The sequence below is a fragment of the Brevibacterium sp. OS20 genome (genome assembly GCF_056837565.1).
In genome coordinates this window covers 195330-213894 of sequence record NZ_CM166367.1, presented here as the reverse complement: position 1 = coordinate 213894, position 18565 = coordinate 195330, and the positions used below count along the sequence as shown (strand labels likewise).

General features: G+C 64.6%; 20 protein-coding genes. 12 read left to right on the top strand and 8 right to left on the bottom strand.

Annotated features, from left to right (window positions below):
• Genes ACVZTU_RS00970 through ACVZTU_RS00955 form a run of 4 tightly spaced genes read right to left on the bottom strand, consistent with a single transcriptional unit; the run spans nt 1 to nt 3499 of the window.
• A complete protein-coding gene (locus ACVZTU_RS00970) occupies nt 1–1482 on the bottom strand; it encodes an aldehyde dehydrogenase (protein ID WP_259358149.1) in 1482 nt (493 codons plus the stop codon).
• Nucleotides 1482–2225, bottom strand: coding sequence for an alpha/beta fold hydrolase (locus ACVZTU_RS00965; RefSeq protein ID WP_172172890.1), 744 nt, complete (start codon nt 2223–2225; stop codon nt 1482–1484). The genes ACVZTU_RS00970 and ACVZTU_RS00965 overlap by 1 nt, the downstream gene beginning before the upstream one ends.
• Before the next feature lie 15 nt (nt 2226–2240).
• A complete protein-coding gene (locus ACVZTU_RS00960; RefSeq protein ID WP_181271102.1) occupies nt 2241–2792 on the bottom strand; it encodes an amino acid synthesis family protein in 552 nt (183 codons plus the stop codon).
• Nucleotides 2789–3499: an amino acid synthesis family protein gene (locus ACVZTU_RS00955; RefSeq protein ID WP_139467768.1), complete on the bottom strand. Its 711-nt coding sequence runs from the start codon at nt 3497–3499 to the stop codon at nt 2789–2791. The genes ACVZTU_RS00960 and ACVZTU_RS00955 overlap by 4 nt, the downstream gene beginning before the upstream one ends.
• A gap of 142 nt (nt 3500–3641) precedes the next feature.
• Between ACVZTU_RS00955 and ACVZTU_RS00950 the strand changes: the two genes are divergently transcribed.
• Complete coding sequence (locus ACVZTU_RS00950; RefSeq protein WP_139467767.1) at nt 3642–4604, top strand: flavin reductase; 963 nt, start codon at nt 3642–3644, stop codon at nt 4602–4604.
• Between the two features lie 74 nt (nt 4605–4678).
• Nucleotides 4679–6421 carry a BCCT family transporter gene (locus ACVZTU_RS00945; protein WP_482401133.1) on the top strand — a complete coding sequence of 581 codons (1743 nt, stop codon included), beginning with the start codon at nt 4679–4681 and terminating at the stop codon, nt 6419–6421.
• A 115-nt stretch (nt 6422–6536) separates the two neighbouring features.
• Here ACVZTU_RS00945 and ACVZTU_RS00940 read toward each other — a convergent pair whose 3' ends face one another.
• Nucleotides 6537–7736, bottom strand: a complete 1200-nt coding sequence (locus ACVZTU_RS00940; protein WP_434592832.1) for a M20 metallopeptidase family protein — start codon at nt 7734–7736, stop codon at nt 6537–6539.
• A 159-nt stretch (nt 7737–7895) separates the two neighbouring features.
• Here ACVZTU_RS00940 and ACVZTU_RS00935 point away from each other — a divergent pair, with 159 nt between their 5' ends.
• Nucleotides 7896–8453, top strand: coding sequence for a dihydrofolate reductase family protein (locus ACVZTU_RS00935; RefSeq protein ID WP_482401132.1), 558 nt, complete (start codon nt 7896–7898; stop codon nt 8451–8453).
• A gap of 56 nt (nt 8454–8509) precedes the next feature.
• On the opposite strand, the gene ACVZTU_RS00930 is transcribed toward ACVZTU_RS00935, so the two are convergent.
• Entirely contained in the window at nt 8510–8845 is a 336-nt protein-coding gene (locus tag ACVZTU_RS00930) for a winged helix-turn-helix transcriptional regulator (RefSeq protein ID WP_180987771.1), read from the bottom strand.
• Nucleotides 8846–8912: 67 nt separating this feature from the next.
• On the opposite strand from ACVZTU_RS00930, the gene ACVZTU_RS00925 reads away from it, so the two are divergent.
• Both ACVZTU_RS00925 and ACVZTU_RS00920 read left to right on the top strand, forming a co-directional pair.
• Nucleotides 8913–9695: an NAD(P)H-dependent oxidoreductase gene (locus ACVZTU_RS00925; RefSeq protein ID WP_482401131.1), complete on the top strand. Its 783-nt coding sequence runs from the start codon at nt 8913–8915 to the stop codon at nt 9693–9695.
• A 64-nt stretch (nt 9696–9759) separates the two neighbouring features.
• Nucleotides 9760–10935: an epoxide hydrolase family protein gene (locus ACVZTU_RS00920; protein WP_482401130.1), complete on the top strand. Its 1176-nt coding sequence runs from the start codon at nt 9760–9762 to the stop codon at nt 10933–10935.
• On the opposite strand, the gene ACVZTU_RS00915 is transcribed toward ACVZTU_RS00920, so the two are convergent.
• Entirely contained in the window at nt 10916–11272 is a 357-nt protein-coding gene (locus ACVZTU_RS00915) for a VOC family protein (RefSeq protein ID WP_139906545.1), read from the bottom strand. The genes ACVZTU_RS00920 and ACVZTU_RS00915 overlap by 20 nt on opposite strands.
• Before the next feature lie 248 nt (nt 11273–11520).
• On the opposite strand from ACVZTU_RS00915, the gene ACVZTU_RS00910 reads away from it, so the two are divergent.
• The 7 genes from ACVZTU_RS00910 (at nt 11521) to ACVZTU_RS00880 (ending at nt 17784) form a co-directional block, all read left to right on the top strand.
• On the top strand, nt 11521–12306 hold the full coding sequence (locus ACVZTU_RS00910) for a SurA N-terminal domain-containing protein (protein ID WP_229664031.1): 786 nt from the start codon (nt 11521–11523) through the stop codon (nt 12304–12306).
• A 204-nt stretch (nt 12307–12510) separates the two neighbouring features.
• A complete protein-coding gene (locus ACVZTU_RS00905) occupies nt 12511–13881 on the top strand; it encodes an L-lactate MFS transporter (protein ID WP_139467760.1) in 1371 nt (456 codons plus the stop codon).
• 15 nt (nt 13882–13896) lie between these two features.
• A complete protein-coding gene (locus ACVZTU_RS00900; protein ID WP_172172908.1) occupies nt 13897–14067 on the top strand; it encodes a hypothetical protein in 171 nt (56 codons plus the stop codon).
• 270 nt (nt 14068–14337) lie between these two features.
• Nucleotides 14338–14775, top strand: coding sequence for a MarR family winged helix-turn-helix transcriptional regulator (locus ACVZTU_RS00895; protein WP_139467759.1), 438 nt, complete (start codon nt 14338–14340; stop codon nt 14773–14775).
• Nucleotides 14772–15380: a DUF998 domain-containing protein gene (locus ACVZTU_RS00890; protein WP_139467758.1), complete on the top strand. Its 609-nt coding sequence runs from the start codon at nt 14772–14774 to the stop codon at nt 15378–15380. Before ACVZTU_RS00895 ends, ACVZTU_RS00890 begins: the two co-directional genes overlap by 4 nt.
• Nucleotides 15381–15513: 133 nt before the next feature.
• Complete coding sequence (locus tag ACVZTU_RS00885; protein ID WP_139467757.1) at nt 15514–16989, top strand: S1C family serine protease; 1476 nt, start codon at nt 15514–15516, stop codon at nt 16987–16989.
• Between the two features lie 45 nt (nt 16990–17034).
• Nucleotides 17035–17784 (top strand): TVP38/TMEM64 family protein, encoded by a 750-nt coding sequence (locus ACVZTU_RS00880; RefSeq protein ID WP_139467756.1) that lies wholly within the window; start codon nt 17035–17037, stop codon nt 17782–17784.
• On the opposite strand, the gene ACVZTU_RS00875 is transcribed toward ACVZTU_RS00880, so the two are convergent.
• Complete coding sequence (locus tag ACVZTU_RS00875) at nt 17781–18557, bottom strand: enoyl-CoA hydratase/isomerase family protein (protein ID WP_139467755.1); 777 nt, start codon at nt 18555–18557, stop codon at nt 17781–17783. The two genes, ACVZTU_RS00880 and ACVZTU_RS00875, sit on opposite strands and share 4 nt — an antisense overlap.
• Between the last annotated feature and the right edge of the window lie 8 nt (nt 18558–18565).

The window sequence follows — 18565 nt, the reverse complement described above, 5'->3', positions numbered from 1 at the left end:
TCACCTTCCCAGCACGAAGGGATCTGCGACCGGCCCTTCGTCGGTGTTGATCCATACGCTCTTGAGCCTGGTGTACTCGTGCATCGACTCGAGACCGTGTTCGACCCCGACCCCGGAGTTCTTGAATCCCTGCCGAGGAGACATCGGCGACATCGCCCGATACATGTTGATCCACACGGTGCCAGCATCGAGTCGCTGCGACATCCGCATCCCGCGGGCGAGGTTCTGCGTCCACACCCCGGCCGCCAGTCCGTATTCGGTGTCGTTGGCCAGCCCGAGGACCTCGTCCTCGGTGTCGAAGGGCATGATCGCGGCGACCGGCCCGAAGATCTCCTCCTGGCAGATGCGCATATCGTTCGTCGTCTCCGTGAGAACGGTCGGTTCGAAGAAGTACCCGGGCAGACCGACATCGGGACGATTGCCCCCGTAGGCGATCTGTCCGCCTTCTTCCTCGCCGAGGCGGACGTATTCCTCGACCTTGTCCCGCTGAGCCGCGAAGGCGAGCGGTCCGAGCTCGGTGTCCTCGGCCATGGGATCGCCGATGACGATCGATGCCGCCCGAGCGGTGACCTTTTCGAGGAGTTCGTCGTAGACCCCGCGCTGGACGAAGACTCGAGACCCGGCGATGCAGGTCTGTCCGGCTGCGGCGAAGATGCCGGCGATGACGCCCATCGCCGCATTGGACACGTTCGCATCGTCGAAGACGATGTTCGGAGACTTTCCACCCAATTCGAGCGTCGATCCGATGAAGCGGCCGGCCGCGGACTTGGCGATGGCCGAACCCGTCCGGGTCGAGCCGGTGAATGAGATCTTCGCCAGCTGCGGTGCGTCGACGAGGGCCTGTCCCGCCTCGGCGCCGAGGCCGGTGACGACGTTGACGGCGCCGGCGGGGAAACCGGCCTCGTCCGCAAGTTCGGCCAGGCGCAGAATCGTTCGCGAGGTGTATTCGCTCGGCTTGATGACCGTCGTGTTGCCCGCCGCCAGCGCCGGTGCGAGCTTCGAGATCGTCAAGGTCATCGGCGAATTCCACGGCGTGATGAGTCCGACGACGCCGAGCGCCTCGCGCTGGGTGAAGTTGATGACTTCGGGCGAATTCGTCGGGATCTGCGATCCCTGCACCTTATCGGCCAGTCCCGCATAGTAGTAGAGGTATTCGGGCAGGCCCTGCAGCTGCCCCTTCATCTCGCGCAGGAGCTTGCCGTTGTCCTGACTCTCGAAACGGGCGAGCTCCTCGGCGTTCTGCCCGATGAGGTCGCCGAATCGGCGCAGCAGGTGCCCTCGCTGCGTCGGCGTGGTCCGTTGCCAAGCGGTGGAGTCGAAGGCTCGCTGCGCGGCCTCGACTGCCTGTGCGATATCGGCGCCTGTGCCGCGAGCGAAGCTGTAGAGCGTCTCAAGGGTCGCAGGGTTCGTGCTCTCGAGGTATTCCCCGTCGGCGGGTGCGCGGTGCTCCCCTCCGATGAAATGGTCGAGTCGCGTAGTCATCATCGACTCCCTTCTGTGTGGTTGATCAGGGCGCGGAGGTGATCGGTGAGCACCTCAGGGTGGGTGACGGGCAGCATGTGGCGTGCGCCGGAGACGATCGCGACCCGTGTGTCCGGAATCCGGTTCGCGATCCTCTCGCTCATCTCCGGAGTCGATCCCGGGTCGAGTTCGCCGGTGATCGCCAAGGTCGGTGAGCTGATCGCATTCAGCTTCGATTCGAGCTCCCGGTCGCCCGCCGCGAAGACGGCATAGGCGTGGCGGTAGGAATCGGGGTCGTTGGCCAGAAGCACAGGCCGCGTCTCGTCCCGCAGCGTTTCGGAATCTCCCTCATCTTCCGGGAACCATCGGTCGAGTGCTCGTTCCATGCTGCCGCGGAAGTCCGACTCCGCTCCTTCGAGTCGCCCCTGCACTGCAGCAGATTCCTCCTGCGTGCGAGCGCACACGGAACTCACGCAGGTGAGGCTGCGCACGCGCGTCGGCTCCTCGATCGCGATCTGCTGGGCGACGAGCGAGCCGAGGGAGAACCCCACGAGGTGCACTTGACCGGCCGGCATCCGTGCGAGCACATCAGATGCCATCGCCGCCAGGTCCGTGGGGCCGGTCAGCGGCGGCTGCGCACCGTGTCCGGGCAGGTCGATCGCCGAGGCGGTCCTGGACAGCAGTGCTTCGACCCGTGACCATACCGTGCGGTCGAGACCGACCCCGTGGAGCAGCACGACCGGGACTTCATCGTCTGTCGGCATCGTCCGTCTCGTTTCCTACTGCTCGGTCGAGAGCGAAGCGAGTCGCTGCTGCGGGCGACCGCCGGTGGAGCCCGCGAGTGCAATGAGGATCTCGCCGGGGTGCGGAGCGTCCGCGACTCTCCACTCGAAGGTCTGGTGGTGAGACCGGATCGTCGCGTCGGTGAAGTGCTTCAGAGGGATGTCGAAGACAGCTCCGGCCTCGCCGCGCTTCTCCACAGCCGGCAGAAGAGTCGAGGCCTGCGCGGCGTCGCGGAAGTGGTTGCCGAACTTGAGGGTGTGGATGAGTGCCGAACCGTGCTCGATCTCTCCCGAGAGTCCGACGATCGCGGCCTTGCCATAGGCCTCGAGCGTGCCGCCCAGAGCCTCCATGACCCGTGGAGCGAGAACAGCGCCGAGTTCGCTCGCCGTCGCGTCGATTCCCGAGCCGAGGTCCTCAACGAAGCCCTGCCCATGCCAAGGGTTCTCGATGACTGCCGCCACGGCAGCCACAGTGATGACGGGGTCCGTTCGCCGTCCGCCTTCGGCCAGGATCTCTTCGGTCACCGTCGTGATCTTGCGAATATTCATTTCGTCAGTCCTTTCAGGATTTCGGTGGTCACAGCACCGTCGGTGCGACGGTCGCCGATGCGGGCGAAGGGCCTCGGCCCCGTTGAGGCCGCCGCAATCACACAGAGTTCGTCAGCCTTCGGAGCATCTGTGAGTCGCAGGTCGATGGTCTGATAGTGGTCTCGCGAGGTGGCGTGGGTCTTGTGCCACATCGGCACCCTGATCGATGCCGAAGGACCCGATCGACCGTCGGCGAAGCAGAGAACAGAAGTGCCTTCAAGCATCTCTCGCATGATATTGCCGAAGTACGGAGTGTGGATGAGAGCCCCAGCGTGCTCAAGTTCTCCATCGACACCGACGACGGCACCCTTGCCGAAGGCCTCGATCGCAGAAGCCGGCCCGAGCGCGTCAAGCAGTCTGTCGGTGAGCACTTTTGCGAGCACCGGTGCAACCTGTTCGGCAGCCGGCGCCAGATCGGCCTGCGTGTCCGTGCCCGCCCAGGGATTGGCGAGCACGGCGATGGCGGCCGCCTGCGTCAACGGGGCATCCGGCGAGGCTCCGCCGTCGGCGATGATCTCTTCACGCTGCACGGTGATCGATCGGACACCTAGACGCCAGGCGAGCTCGTCGAAATCAGCCGGCAGCTCATCGAAATCATTCAATCGATCGAGGCTGGGCTTCTGTGCTCCGAGGCCCGGCTTCTGCAGCCGTGTCGGGGTGGTTGTCATGCGTCCTTCTCTCGAGTTTGTTGCATACAAGGAATCTACTTGCATGCATCGAAGCATGTCAATAGCTCTCTTAGATTGCGCGTTTTACGAGTTTTTCACGATCTATTGACGAATGCATCACACTCTATCTACGCTATCTAGCATGCAACAGATCACGATTGAACAGCTCAAGACAGAAATCCGCGCAGTGTGGCACGAGGCCTGGGACAGCGGGCGCACCGATGCGCTCGATTCGCTCTTCACCGACGACTACCAGCGAGTGTCAGCCAACTCCGGTCGGACCATGACCGCCGAGGAGACGAAGGCCGAGATCAATGAGATCCGCGCCGCCTTCCCCGACCTCACAACGACGATCGACCACATCCTCATCGAAGGCGACCAGGGCGCGATCTACTGGCACTCGGAGGGCACTTTCACCCAGCCGCTCAACGACGTTCCGCCCACAGGACAGCCGGTGACGACGCACGGTTCCAATCTCATCCGCCTCGAAGAGGGCCGGATCGCCCGCGAAGAGGTCACCTGGGATGCCCACGAGCTCCTGGCCGATCTGGGCCTGAAGTCCCTGTCCTCGGCATTCGAGGCTCAACCCGAAGTCGTCACCGATGACCTCTCCGGAGAGCCCTCGGCCGATGCCCTCAAGGCCTTCAACCGTCAGTTCATCACCGGCGTCACCGTCGTCACCACCACAGACGAGGACGGCAAGCCGCGCGGCCTCGCGGTCAACTCCTACAATTCGGTCTCTCTCGACCCGCCGCTCGTGCTCGTCTGCGTACAGAAGACCTCGTCGACGTATCCCGCGCTCTTCCGCTCAACGCACATGGGCATCAACATCATGAGCCGGAATCAGCGGGACACCATCGGCACGTTCGCGTCCAAAGCCGCAGACAAGTTCGCCGAGCTCGACTGGCACAAGGGAGCCAGCGGCTCTCCACTCATCGACGGCTCAGCAGCATCGATCGAAGTCGAGATCAAGGAGCGCTTCCAAGCGCTGACCCACACGGTCTTCATCGGACGTGTCCGCAGTGCCGAGGCGTCCGAGGACGAGCCGATGATCTACAAAGCCGGTCGCTTCTTCGACAGCGAAGATCTCACCTCTCTCAACTGATCTCGCCCCGCCCTGGCGAACTCCGATACCGCCCGAACCCCTCTCCCTACGACACACGAAGAAGTGGAGTCCTGATGTATTCCGAACCCGACCATGACCCCAACGTTGACGATGACAGTGGGGAACGGAGCGGACACCGCCGCGCACAGCTGCCCGGCAGCGGTCTCGACTCTCTGACCGGGCCGAGCCCGGCCGTACGCTATGCCGATTCCATGCGGCACCGACCTGGACGCGTCTTCTGGATCTCGATCCTCGGTGTCGGCACATTCACGTTGTGGGGAGTCCTCTCTCCCGACGGCATGGCTGCGGCGATGACCACTGCCATGGATGCTGTCGCAGCGAAGGTGGGATGGGTCTATCTCGTCCTCACTCTCGGGTGCATCGGCCTCCTCGTCTATCTCGGTTTCGGTCGTTTCGGCCGGGTCCGCCTCGGTGCCGATGATGACCGTCCCGAATACAGCACCTGGGCCTGGCTGACGATGATTCTCTCCGCGGTGATGGGCATCGGCCTCATCAGCTACGGTGCGGCCGAACCGATCACCCACTTCACCACCCCGCCGCATGGGCTCGCCGACCCCGGCACCAACGAAGCCGCCGTACGTGCTCTGCAGTTCTCCTACTTCGACTGGGGACCGCATGCCTGGGCCGTGTTCGGAGTCTTCGGCCTCGCCATCGCTTACTCGACTCACCGGCGCGGCAACACCGGACTGATCTCCCCGATGCTGCGGCCACTGTTCGGCAAGGCAATGGACGGCTGGCTGGGAAATGTCATCGACATCCTCGCCGTCATCGCCACGCTGTTCGGCACGACCACGTCGCTCGGCCTCGGTGCCTCTCAGATCAGCGAGGGCCTCAACCGAGTCTTCGGAATCCCGAACGAGCTCTTCGTTCAGATCATCATCATCCTCGGCATCACGGTGGTCTTCACGCTCTCGGCACTCTCGGGAGTCAACCGCGGGATCAAGTTCCTCAGCCAGACGACCGCCGTGCTCTCGATCTTCCTCGGCCTCTTCGTCCTCATCGTCGGGCCGACCGGGTTCATCGGAAACCTCTTCTTCCGCTCGACGGGTGAGTACCTCAACGACTTCTTCAAGGTCAGCCTGCTCACTCCGCTGGTCTCCGGTGACGTCGAGTGGTACCAGTACTGGACCTACTTCATGATGGCCTGGTGGCTGAGCTGGGGCGCTTTCGTCGGCGTCTTCCTCGCGAAGATCTCGAAGGGGCGGACCGTCCGCGAATTCGTCCTCGGCGTCATGGGCATTCCCAGTCTTGTCTTCTTCGTCTGGTTCACGATCTTCGGAGGCACCGCGATCAAGATCGACATGGACGGTGATGGCGGGATCGGCGCGGCAGCGGCCGAAGATGTGAACTCGGCGTTCTTCGAGACCCTCGAACATCTGCCCTGGGTGGGCCTCACCTCGGTGATCGCGATTCTTCTCGTCGTCCTCTACTTCGTCTCGGGTGCGGATGCGAACACATTCGTGCTCAGCATGCTCACGTCTCGCGGCACGCTCGAGCCGAGCCGATGGGTGCTCGCCGTCTGGGGTGCGCTCACGGGAACATCGGCGATGGTCCTCTTCTTCGCCGGAGGACTCGCGGCACTGCAGCAAGCGGCGATGCTCTCCGCCCTGCCGTTCGCGGTCATCGTGGCGCTGCTCGGCTACTGCATCGTCAAAACGCTGCACGAGGATCAGACGATGGATGCGTACCGCACGGTGCGGCGCCGGGACCTCGAAACTGGCGGGACAGGCACGCGCGGCGATGAGTCCGTTGATATCGATGACACCACCGTCAAGCCGGCACCCGCCGCCGACTGACCCCGCTGGCAGACTCCACCGCCTCAGACGGAATCTCGAACAGTGGTCGCAATCGGATACTTTCAGGACGACCTCCTGAGTATCCGATTGCGACCACTGTTTTGTGCCAGAGGTGTCAGCGCTTCTCCTCATCTTTCAGCCGCGCGAATGCCAAGTGGGCGAGCGCCGCGGCCTGATCGCCGAGCAGGCCGTCGTCGAAGACCACCCTCGGCGAATGGTTCGTCTCGGCGTCCGGGTCGATGCCCTCGGGCGTCGCGCCCAGGAACACGAAGGTACCCGGCACCTTCTGCAAGACGAAGGAGAAGTCCTCCGACCCCATCCGCGGATATTCCATCTCGACGACCCGCTCGGACCCGAATACTGAGCCCAGTCGCTCGAGCACGACCGTCGACTCGGCGGGGTTATTGACGGTCACGGGGAATCCCACTTGGAAGTCCACCTCGGCGGTGCAGCGGTGAGCCCGGGCGATGTTCTCGGCGATCTCCGTCACCCGCTCCTGCAGCAGGGCCACAGACTCGGCGGAGAGGAAGCGGATGGAGGCCGTGAGCTTCGCCGAGTCCGGGATGACGTTGCTGGCCTGCGCAGCTTCGAGCTGAGTGACCGAGACGACGACGGGATCGAAGATGTCGAAGGACCGACCGGTCATCGTATTCAGGGCCAGCACCACCTCGGCGAGCGCCGGCACGGGGTCGCGGGTCGCCTGCGGTTGACTGCTGTGTCCGCCCGCCCCGTGGATGGTCAGGTTGAGGTCGGCGAAGCCGGCCATGAGCGGCCCGCCCTTCGTCGTGAAGCGACCTCGAACGTCGGCTTCGACGTGGATGCCGTAGGCCGCGACGACCGGGACACCGGCGGCTTCGAGCACGCCCTCGGCGATCATCGGCTCGGCCCCGCCTTCGACCTCCTCGGCGGGCTGGAACATGAAGATGATCGATCCGGGGATCTCCTCGCGGTGAGCGGCGAGCAAGCGTGCGGCGCCGACAAGCCCCGCCGTGTGCAGGTCGTGACCGCACGCGTGCATGTTCCCGTTCTCAGAGGCGAAGTCGAGGCCGGTGTCCTCGACGACCGGCAGCGCGTCCATGTCGCCGCGCAGCAGCACCGCGGGCCCGGGTTTCCCGCCCTTGAGGACGGCCACCACCGAGGTGAGCGACTCCCCCGTGGTGATCTCAAGTCCCAGCCCGGCGAGCTCATCGAGCACCGTCCGCTGCGTGAAAGGAAGGTCGAATCCCAGTTCGGGGTTCGCGTGCAGCTTCCGTCGCAGGGAAATGAGATCGCCGAGGTGGCCCTGAGCTTCGGTGCGGAAATCTGGGGTGGTCATGGGGCTCCTCATCGTGTGGGTGGCGTGCGGTTCGGTTCGACCGGTTCCGGTCGGCTGCTGTTACCAATCTATGCCCTCCGGTGGTCAACGCACCCTTGTTGCCGGTCTACACGGGCAAGTAGTGTTGATTACCCACGTCACTCAACGAGGAGACCGAGCGTGCGCATCATCATCACTCAGAACATCACCCTCGACGGTCGTGTCGAGATGCTCGACGACTGGTTCGATCCGCAGGCCCAGGACGAAGAGCTCTCGGCCGAACTCATGCGGCAATCCGCGAACGAGGACGTGCTGCTGCTCGGTCGGCAGACCTTCGAGGACTTCCGCGGCTATTGGCCGAACGCCACCGATGACACCACCGGAGTCGCGGACCACCTCAATCAGGTCGACAAACGCGTCGTGTCTTCGACGTTGACCGAACCGGGCTGGCAGAACACACAGATCATCAGCTCCGATCCGCTGCGCGCGGTCGCTGACCTGCGCGAGGCACCGGGACGCGATGTCATCGTCACCGGCAGCATCACCCTGGCCCACGACCTCATCGCGGAGGGACTCGTCGATGAGTATCGGATGTTCACCTATCCGGTATGGCAGGGTCGCGGACGCGGTTACTTTCACGACGGCGCGCACTCGGCCAGACCGCCGCGCCTCAAGCTCATCGATGCGAAGTCCTTCCCGAGCGGCATCACCTACTCGGCCTACGAGCCGAGCGCCTGAAGCACCATACGGCAGGACCGAGCGCCAGAGCCCGCGGACGGCACTTGCCCCTGTCTTCAGTCCGCGTGAGTGCGTTCGAAGTCCTTGCCCCACTCGTTCATCGCCTCGACGATCGGCTGAAGACTGCGTCCCAGATCGGTCAGTGAGTACTCGACGCGCGGCGGCACTTCCGGATATACAGTGCGCAGAACCAGGCCGTCCTCTTCGAGCTCGCGCAGCTGCCTGGTGAGAGTCTTCGTGTTCGCCAAAGGCACCAGTCGCCCGAGTTCGTTGAATCGGCGAGTTCCCTCGAGCAGATGCTTGATGACAGTGAGCTTCCAGGTGCCGCCGACCGCCGAGACCGCCACCTCGACCGGGCACACCTCCATCGCGCGACGGACCGGCAACCGCATATGCACCTCCATAGGGACAGAAATGTCCGTACTAGACGCTTGTACTCTAAGAGTCCACGATGTAGACATGCAATACGACGACACACGTTCGACAGTCCTCTGGCTGAGCGCCCACCCCGAACCACGCTCGCTCAACGGAAGCTTGCGCACGATCGGAATCGAGCATCTGCGCACACTCGGCCACACCGTCTTCGAATCCGATCTCTATGCCATGGAATGGGACCCGGTGCTTCGCCCTCGCGATGCCGGCATCCCCTCATCGGATCGGTTCCGCATCAGTGCCGACACCCGCACTGCGCACCTCACCGGCGCCCAACCTGACGCGATCGTCCGCGAGCAGGAGAAGCTGCGACGGGCAGATGCGCTCGTCATTCAGTTCCCGCTGTGGTGGTACGGGATGCCGGCGATTCTCAAAGGCTGGTTCGACCGAGTCTTCGTCAGCGGCTTCGCCTTCGGCACCGACGAAAACACGGGACGACGGCTCCGCTTCGAACAGGGCCCATTCACCGGCAAACGCGCATTCGTCATCACCACCCTCGGAGATCGCCCGCACGCCATCGGCCCCCGCGGGAAGTCCGGCGAGCTCAACGAACTCCTCTTCGGCCTCCTGCACGGGACCTTCGCCTACACCGGCATGAGCGTGCTCGAACCGTTCGCCATTCCCAGCGCCGACCGCATCGACGACTTCACACCGATCCGCACCCGCCTCACCGACCGACTCGGCGAGCTCTTCACTGCCCCGACAGTCCCCTACCGGCCGCAGTTCACCGGCGAGTACACACCTGACTGGGAACTCGCGCCCCACCTGTGCCCCGGAGAGCACGGGCTGCGGATCCACACCGTCTGCTGACCGGACGCTCAATACAGATCCGCAGCCCGTCGTACGCCGCACTATCGAAAGGCCCACCGAACCCATGAGCACAAGTGCCGTCGAACCCTTCGACCTCCACCTCCCGCAGTCCGAAATCGATGACCTCAACCGCAGACTCGCCACTGCCCGCCTGCCCGAAGCAGAGACCGTCGCGGGCCAGACGCCGGCACCGGGACCTGGCCGGTGGTCCCAGGGTGTCCCGCTCACCGACCTCGTCGACCTCGTGGACTACTGGCGAACCGACTATTCGTGGCGAAACTTCGAGACTCGGCTCAACGAGATCGGCCAGTTCCGCACCGTCATCGACGGACTCGGAATCCACTTCCTCCACCGCCGGTCCTCGCGACCCAACGCAACCCCGTTGGTCCTCACCCATGGGTGGCCCGGCAGCATCGCCGAATACGTCGATGTCATCGACGAACTGGCCGAACCGACCGATCCCGAGGCACCGGCGTTCCACTGCGTCGTTCCCTCACTGCCGGGTTTCGGATTCAGCGACAAGCCGAGCAGCACCGGCTGGTCGACGGAGAAGATCGCCGAAGCCTGGGTGACGCTCATGAGCAGGCTCGGTTACGACCGCTTCGCAGCCTTCGGCGGTGACTGGGGAGGGGTGATCACCACGATCCTCGGCGGACGCTTCCCCGACCATCTCATCGGAATCCACACCACCTACGCCCCTGGCGTCCCCGACGCATCACTCGACGAGCTGACAGCAAGCGAGCGCGCATGGGCCGAAGACGCTGCAGACTTCTGGGCCAATCGGGCCGCATATGCCCATCAGCAGGCCACCCGACCACAGACCATCGGATACGGCCTCGTCGACTCGCCGGTCGGACAACTGGCGTGGATCCTCGACAAATTCGCCGAATGGACGGACACCCGCGACAGCCCCTTCGAGAAGATCTCACGGGACCGACTGCTCGACAACGTCTCTCTGTACTGGCTGATGCGCACCGGTGCCTCCTCGGCGCGCATCTACTTCGAAAGCCACGACTCCCTCGACCCCGATCTGCGAGTCGACGTTCGCACGGCTATCACGATGTACCCCTGCGATATCGAAAGGTATCCGCGCGCATTGTCACAGCAACGCTACCGGCGCATCGTCCGCTGGCAGGCGGCCCCGAAAGGCGGACACTTCCCGTCCCTCGAAGCACCGCACGAGTTCCTCGCTGACCTCAGGGCCGGTCTGACGGCAATCCTCACGCCGTGCCGAACATGACTTTCCGGCCGTCGGGGTCCTCGACCGTGACGACGACATCGTCGACCGCCACGAGCGGAGTGCCCGCGTTCTTGATCCGTTCGAGGAACTCCGCCTGATCCGGGATCCGGAAGTACAGGTGCGTGAGATTCGACTCCGTCACCGGCGGGAACGCATAGTCGGCGAACGCCTCGGCCGAGTGCAGAGCCACCTGCACTCCCCCGGCCTCGACGACGAAGTAGGAGTACTCCTCATCGCCCTCGGTCGTCAGCGGCAGCCCCGCGATCTCGCGATAGAAGGCGGCGGTCGCCTCGGCGTCTGTGCAGGTGAGGAACACTCCGCGAAACGTCGATTCCATGGCCAACTCCCTTCGCTGCGGATGGCACGGACCGTGCTCCGTGCGATTCCGATAGCCGCAGTGTATCCGCCGAGGCGGCCGACCGTCAGTGCCCGATCGACGAATCCGAGACGAACAGAAGATACCCGGGGCCTCCCCGATCCTGCCGACCGCAATCGTCCTTGCCAAGCGACGCACATACTCCACACATTCTTCGGGGAGTCGGCACTGTTAGCCTGGCAGGCTGAAACCGATGAGCAGGAGTGAATGTGCGAACGAACCGGTGGCTGCTGGGCCTGGCCATGTCCGTATCCGTGGTGGCGTTGGCCGCCTGCGGCAGTCAGGGCGACGAAGCAAAGCCGAAGGAGTCCTCGGCCGCGGCCGAACAGTCCCCCGGCGCCGACTCTGCTCAGGACCAACAGGGCCAGCAGGGCAAACCGAACACGAAGGACATTCCGAAGGTCGTCGCCGAGGTCAACGGCGAGAAGATCCTCAAGGACGACTTCGTTCCCCTCTTCGAAACCCAGTATCAGCAGATGCAGATGCAGGCTCAGCAGTCCGGTCAGCCGGTCGATGAGAAGGGCCTGAAGAAGCAGACGGTCGAGAACCTTGTGAGCACCGAAGTGCTCGTCCAGGAAGCCGACAAGCGCAATATCGACGTCTCGGACAAGGACATCGACAAGGGGCTCAAGGAATCCGCGAAATCGGGACAGATGAGCGAGAAGGACTTCCTCAAAGCCATGAAGGACCAGGGCATGGACGAGGAGAACGTCCGCTCGGAGCTGAAGAACCAGCTGAAGATCGAGGGCCTCGTCGAGGACGAATACGGTGAGTTCGAGGTCAGCGGCGAAGAGATCGGGCAGGCCTACGAACAGGCGAAGTCCCAGCAGGAGCAGATGGCGCAGCAGGGCGGCCAGGGCCAGCAGGAGATGCCGCCGATCGAGGACATGCGTCCCCAGCTCAAGGAACAGGTGAAGAACCAGAAGTCTCAGGAAGCGACGCAGAAATTCGCGAAGAAGCTGCGTAAGCAGGCCGACGTCACGATCCACCTCTGAGCCCCGAGAGCCACGGACGACATCCCACTTGGCAAGAAATTGCCGCCTTTTCTCAAGAAAATGCTGAGTGTTCCTCGCATTTCTCTTGTGTGGAACTTACTCTGAGGTGGACTCTCCGGTCGGTCAACTGACCGCCGGCCGCACCTGCCGTCCGCTGACCGGTGTCGACGGTGACACGAGTTCCACTGCAGAAAAGGACTTCCCGTGGCTTCCATTCTCACGCGCTCGGCGATCGTCGCGCCGAAGAACTTCAACCGGTGGCTGATCCCACCGGCCGCTCTGGCCATCCACCTGTGCATCGGCCAGGTCTACGCATTCAGCGTCTTCAAGATCCCCTTCATGTCGCACTTCGACGCCGGTGAGGTCTCGATCGGCTGGATCTTCTCGATCGCGATTCTCATGCTCGGCATCTCCTCTGCCGTCTTCGGCCCCTGGGTGGAGAAGAACGGCCCCCGCGCCTCGATGGTTGCCGCCGGAACCTGCTGGGTCGTCGGCTTCTTCATCGCCTCGCTCGGCATCATGACCGGGCAGCTGTGGCTGGTCTACCTCGGCTACGGAGTCATCGGCGGAATCGGTCTGGGCATCGGCTACATCTCCCCGGTCTCGACCCTGATGAAATGGTTCCCTGACCGTCCGGGCCTGGCCACGGGACTGGCCATCATGGGCTTCGGCGGCGGTGCCCTCATCGCCAGCCCGATGTCGAACCAGCTCATGGCCCTCTTCGGCGGCGGCTCCGACCCGGAACACCTCGTCGCCGGTCTGACCCCGACCTTCGTCACCCTCGGCATCGTCTATGCCGTCGTCATCGCCGCCGGTGCCTTCGTCATCCGCGTCCCCCACCCCGAATGGACCCCGAAGGGCTTCGACCCCTCGAAGGTCAAGGCGAAGCCGATGCAGACGAAGGGCAACGTCTCGGTCCGCAATGCCATCCGCACACCGCAGTTCTGGCTGCTGTGGGTCGTCCTGTTCCTCAACGTCACCGCGGGCATCGGCATCCTCGAGAACGCCGCCCCGATGATCCAGTCCTACTTCGGCATCACCGCGGCCGCAGCGGCCGGCTTCGTCGGTCTGCTCTCGATCGGCAATATGGGCGGCCGGTTCATCTGGTCGACGACCTCGGACTACCTGGGTCGAAAGAACAACTACATGATGTACCTCGGCGTCGGTGCGATTCTCTACCTCGTCGTCGCCCTCTTCGGCGGCGGCTCGATCTTCCTCTTCGTGCTCGCCACCCTCATCATCATCTCCTTCTACGGCGGCGGGTTCGCCACGATCCCCGCCTACCTCAAGGACCTCTTCGGCGTCTACCAGGTCGGAGCCATCCACGGTGCCCTGCTCACCGCCTGGTCGGCGGCCGGTGTGGCCGGTCCGCTCATCGTCAACTCCGTCGTCGAGGCCGGCGAGGCGGCAGGGAAGGAAGGCCCCGAGCTCTACACTCCGGGAATGTTCATCATGGTCGGCGCGCTGGTCATCGGCTTCATCGCCAATGTGCTCGTCCGCCCGGTCAGCGAGAAATACTTCGAACGTGAAGAGGACGTCGCCGCCAAGCAGGCCGCCGCCCTCGAAGAGAACTGAAGGAAGGGTCAGATCATGAACGATTCCACCCCCGTAGCCCACGTCCCCGACTCCGGATCGCCGCAGTCCCCCGTCGGCGGCGCCTATAAGGCCGTCGGCTCCGTCCTCACCGTTGTCGTGGTCGGCGGCCTCCTCTGGGGCCTGTCTCTGACCGTGGTCAAGGCCGTCGCGATCTTCACCGGCTGAGACTCCCTCAGACAGGATCCCCGTCAAGGCGGTTCCCCATCCTCACCTCGCCGAGGCGGCCCCTACGCAGCCGCCCACCCGCCGTCCTCGACGCGGGCCCCCTTCCGATCCCCGGCAGAACCATGGTTCTGCCGGGGTTCGGTCGTCTTCAGTCATGGTCGGACCGGCCGTGGACAGCCCTGCTGTGACCCCCGACCGTCTTCCTCCCCCTCAGTGAAGAATCTTCGCCGGCCCCTTGCCACCGACTAACTTAAGTGCTTAACTTACAGCATGGATCTCGCTCATGAACTCCACGACCTGGTCCGCACACTCGACCGGTGGGCGGAGCAGATGCTGCGCCCCGAGGGACTGACCTACAACCAGTACGTCGCCCTCGTCATCCTCGGCCAGCACCCCGACATCACCGGGCGCACGCTCTCTAAATCACTCGGCGTCACCGAGGCGGCCGGATCCGGGATCGTCAAAGCCTTGCTGACCGACGGCCTCATCACCAACGGCGCGACTCCGGGATCCGGCAATCGTAGGGAACTGCGCCTCACCTCGGCGGGGGAAGACAAAAGCGGGCACTGCGCACGCCTGCTCGGACACTCCCTCGACGACAATGCCCGAGCGATCGGCATCGACCCGAACTCTCTGGCCTCCACGATCCGCGACCTCCACGACGAGGTCCGCACCATCCGCTCCGAGACCCCGAAGGACCACTCATGACCCTCATCCTCGCCGCCCTCGCGGCCGCCTGCGGATTGGCTCGGCTCGCCCTCTTCATCGCTCTCCACCTCGTCAAGAGCGAGTACTCGATCGTCAGCCACGCCGTCAGCGACTATGCGGTCGGTTCAACCCGGCGCCTGAGCAGCGCGATGACCTGGGTGACGGTGCCGTTCTGGGGATTGCTCGCCGCGGCGGTCGTCGTCGGCTTGCCGGATTGGGAGGATTCGACGTTCGTCAGCATCGCCCTCGCGGTCCTCGCGATGATCTTCCTCGCCCTGCCCTTCGTCCCCACCGATCTGGAAGGCGAGAAGCTGACCACGATCGGGCGACTGCACTATCTCATGGCTATCGCCTGGTTCGCCCTCAGCTACGCCTGCATGGGCAACTTCGTGCGACTCTTCATCGCCGAGGGACCGGCACCCTTGGCACAGCTCCTCCAGGTGATCTCGTGGTTCGCACTCGTGTCCCTCATCGTCAGCGTCGCCGTGCTCATCATCAAGCCCCTGCGCCCGAAGTTCTTCGGCATCGCCGAACGCATCTTCATCCTCTCGGTCAACCTCTTCTACATCGGCGCCGCGATCGGCATCATCGTCATCGCCGGCTGATCGGCTCAACCCTCTCAGCCCTCGACTGACAAAGTCGAAGCTTCGCTCCAGCTGCGCCACAGCTTGGCCACAGCGTGCGGGTACTCAATAGGAATCACAGAGCACTTCCGCAGAACGGAGAAAGGCACAGACCATGAACGAGTCGAAGCGCATGAGGTCAGCACAGATGGCGACCGGCGCTGGGTACAACGGTGAGAACGCATTCGGCACCGAGACGACGGCAGCATCCGTCACCCGATCCCGCCCCCGGAGGCGTCGACTCGCCCTGGCCGTCACCGGAGCGGCAGCGGCGCTGGCGCTGAGCATCGGAACGACTGCAGGCCTGCCGGGCGCCGCGGCGGCCCATGCCCGCACGGTCGCGGGCGTGACCACCGAGTCAGCCATCCCCTTCACCGGGCAGCCGACCGACCCCAGCCAGGGCAGCGGGCAGAACAGCAACAGCCAAGGGGGCAGCGGTCAGAACGGAACACAGTCCCCGAACTTCGGACAGGGAAACGGCGGCCAAGGCAGCTACGGCGGAGGCACCGCTCCCGGCGGCGGCTCGCAGTCCCCTGACACCGGCCAGGGCAGCGACGGCTCTTCCCAGCAGGAGGCCAGCCCGGCGAGTGAGAAGGAGTCGACCGGCGTCGTCCTCATCGACACCGAGCTCGGCTATGAGAACGCCGAGGCGGCCGGCACCGGCATCGTGCTGAGCAAGGACGGTCTCGTGCTGACGAACAACCACGTCATCGCCGATTCGACGAAGATCTCCGTCACCGTAGCCACCACCGGCAAGACCTACGAGGCCTCCGTCGTCGGCTCCGATTCGACGGAGGACGTCGCCGTGCTCCAGCTCAAGGGCGCCTCGGACCTGCAGCCGGCCACGGTCGATGACGACTCGGTCACGGTCGGTGACGACGTCACCGCCGTCGGCAATTCCGAGGGACAGGGACAGCTGCAGGCCGCCGACGGCACGGTCACCGACCTCGGCGCCTCCGTCACCACCACCGCTCAGGGCTCCGAGGATTCGGAGACGCTGAACAATATGATCCAGGTCCAGGCCGATATCGTCTCGGGCGATTCGGGTGGGGCCCTGCTCGATGACGAAGGCGAGGTCGTCGGCATGAATACCGCGGCCTCGTCGGGATCGGCCACGGTCACCGGCTTCGCCATCCCGATCGAGTCGGCGCTGTCCACGGCCGAGTCGATCATCGACGGCGAGCAGACGAGCACGAACACCCTCGGCTATCCGGCGTTCCTCGGCATCGGGGTCCAACAGGATTCGCAGAACGGGCAGTCGAGCCAGTCGGGCCAGGGCAGCCAGTCGATCCAGCCAGGAGACGGCAGTTCGAACGGCCAGTCAGGTCAGCCGAGCCAGTCGGGCTCGTCGTCGCAGGCCGAAGGAGCAGTCGTCGCCGGAGTCTATGAGGACACCCCCGCCGCCGAGGCGGGACTGACCGCCGGAGACACGATCACACGGATCGGCTCGACCCAGATCACCGACGGCACCGGCCTCTCCTCGGCCATCGCCGAGCACAAGCCCGGTGACACCGTGTCGCTGAGTTGGACGGACGCCAACGGTCAGACCCACAGCGCGAAGGTGACTCTGACCGAGGGCCCCGCAGCCTGAGCCGGAGATTGCCCAACCACCCCGGGCGAGACGTAAGATCGGGCCATGCCCGGACACGAAGACGCCTCGCCCGCGGAGTGGTCGCACCGCCCCCGGTCGGGCCATTGGCGCCTCGACTGGCCGACGATCCTGCGCAATATCGCTCTCGCCCTCGTCGTTCTGGCCGGAGTATGGGCGGTCTTCAATGTTCGGCTGCCCTCGGTCGACGTGCTGCAAGCCGATATCGCGGCCGCCGGATTCTGGGGCTTCGCCGTCTTCGTCCTCATCTACATGGCCGTCGCCGCCACCCCGATCCCCGTGACGATCATGGCCACCGCCGGAGGACTCATCTACGGGCTGCCGTTCGGCACCATTCTGTCGATGGTCGGAGTCGTCGCGGGATGCTGGATCGGCTACTGGATCGCTCGAGCGCTCGGCCGGGACACCGTGCTGCGGCTGCTCGGCTCCCATGCCGAGACGATCGAATCCAAGCTCACCGGCGGCGGCTTCTACGCAGTGTGCACCCTGCGCCTCATGCCCGGGTTCCCGTATTGGCCGGTCAACTACGGCAGCGGAGCACTGGGCATCGACAACCGCACATTCCTCAGCGCCACCATCATCTCGTCCCTGCCGGGTCAGCTCTCCCTCGTGGCCGTCGGCGCCTTCATCGGGGAGCCGAATGTCCTCAACGGCATCGGCGTGGGCATCTCCTGGGCACTGGTCATCACGCTGACGATCATCACGATGCGCCGCTGGAAGCGCACCCGAGACGCCGAACACGCACAGGCAGAGACGCCTGAAGTTCCTGAGTCTTAGTCGAAGTTCGGCTTTCGACGCTCCTGGAACGCCGTGAACCCTTCGGCGTAGTCCGGGGTCTGCCGCGCCGATTCCTGCAGGGCCGCCTCTTGGGCGAGCACCTCGGCGAGATTCGGGCGTTCGTCGGCGAGCTTCTGCACGAAGCCCTTCTCCATCGCGAAGGCCTCGGCCGGTCCGGTGACGATCTTCTCCAGCTTCGATTCGACGAAGTCGGTCAGTTCCACGGCGGGAACCGCACGGGAGACGATCCCGGTGGCGGCCGCCTCGGCGCCGGTCATGAAATCACCGGTGACGATAAGATCCATCGTCCGGTGATAGCCGACCCGGTCGAGGAACACGTGGTGGGCGCCGGAATCGAGCATCGCACCGATTGCGGCGAACGGGGACCCGAACTTCGCATCATCGGCGGCGAAGATGATGTCGGCTGCCGCCGCGACCCCGTACCCGAGCCCGAGGGCCGCCCCCTGGACCTGGGCGATCACGGGGATCGGCAGCGCCCTGATCGCCTGGAAGACGGGGGCGAAGATCTCGGCGAGGAAGGCGTGGGCGTCATCCGTCTCGACGTCGACGTTCGCGATATCGCGACCGGAGCAGAAGACCTTGCCCTCTCCGCGGATGAGGAGCACGCGGACGTTCGGGACCGCCTCGGCGACCTTGGCCACGGCGGCCGCGATGTCGCGGAGGTTGTCCGCGTCGAGGGCGTTGCGGGACTCGGGTCCGTCGAGGACGAGCTCGGCGATCGGGCCGCGGTTCTTCAGTTGGATCTCGGTCATGGATGCTC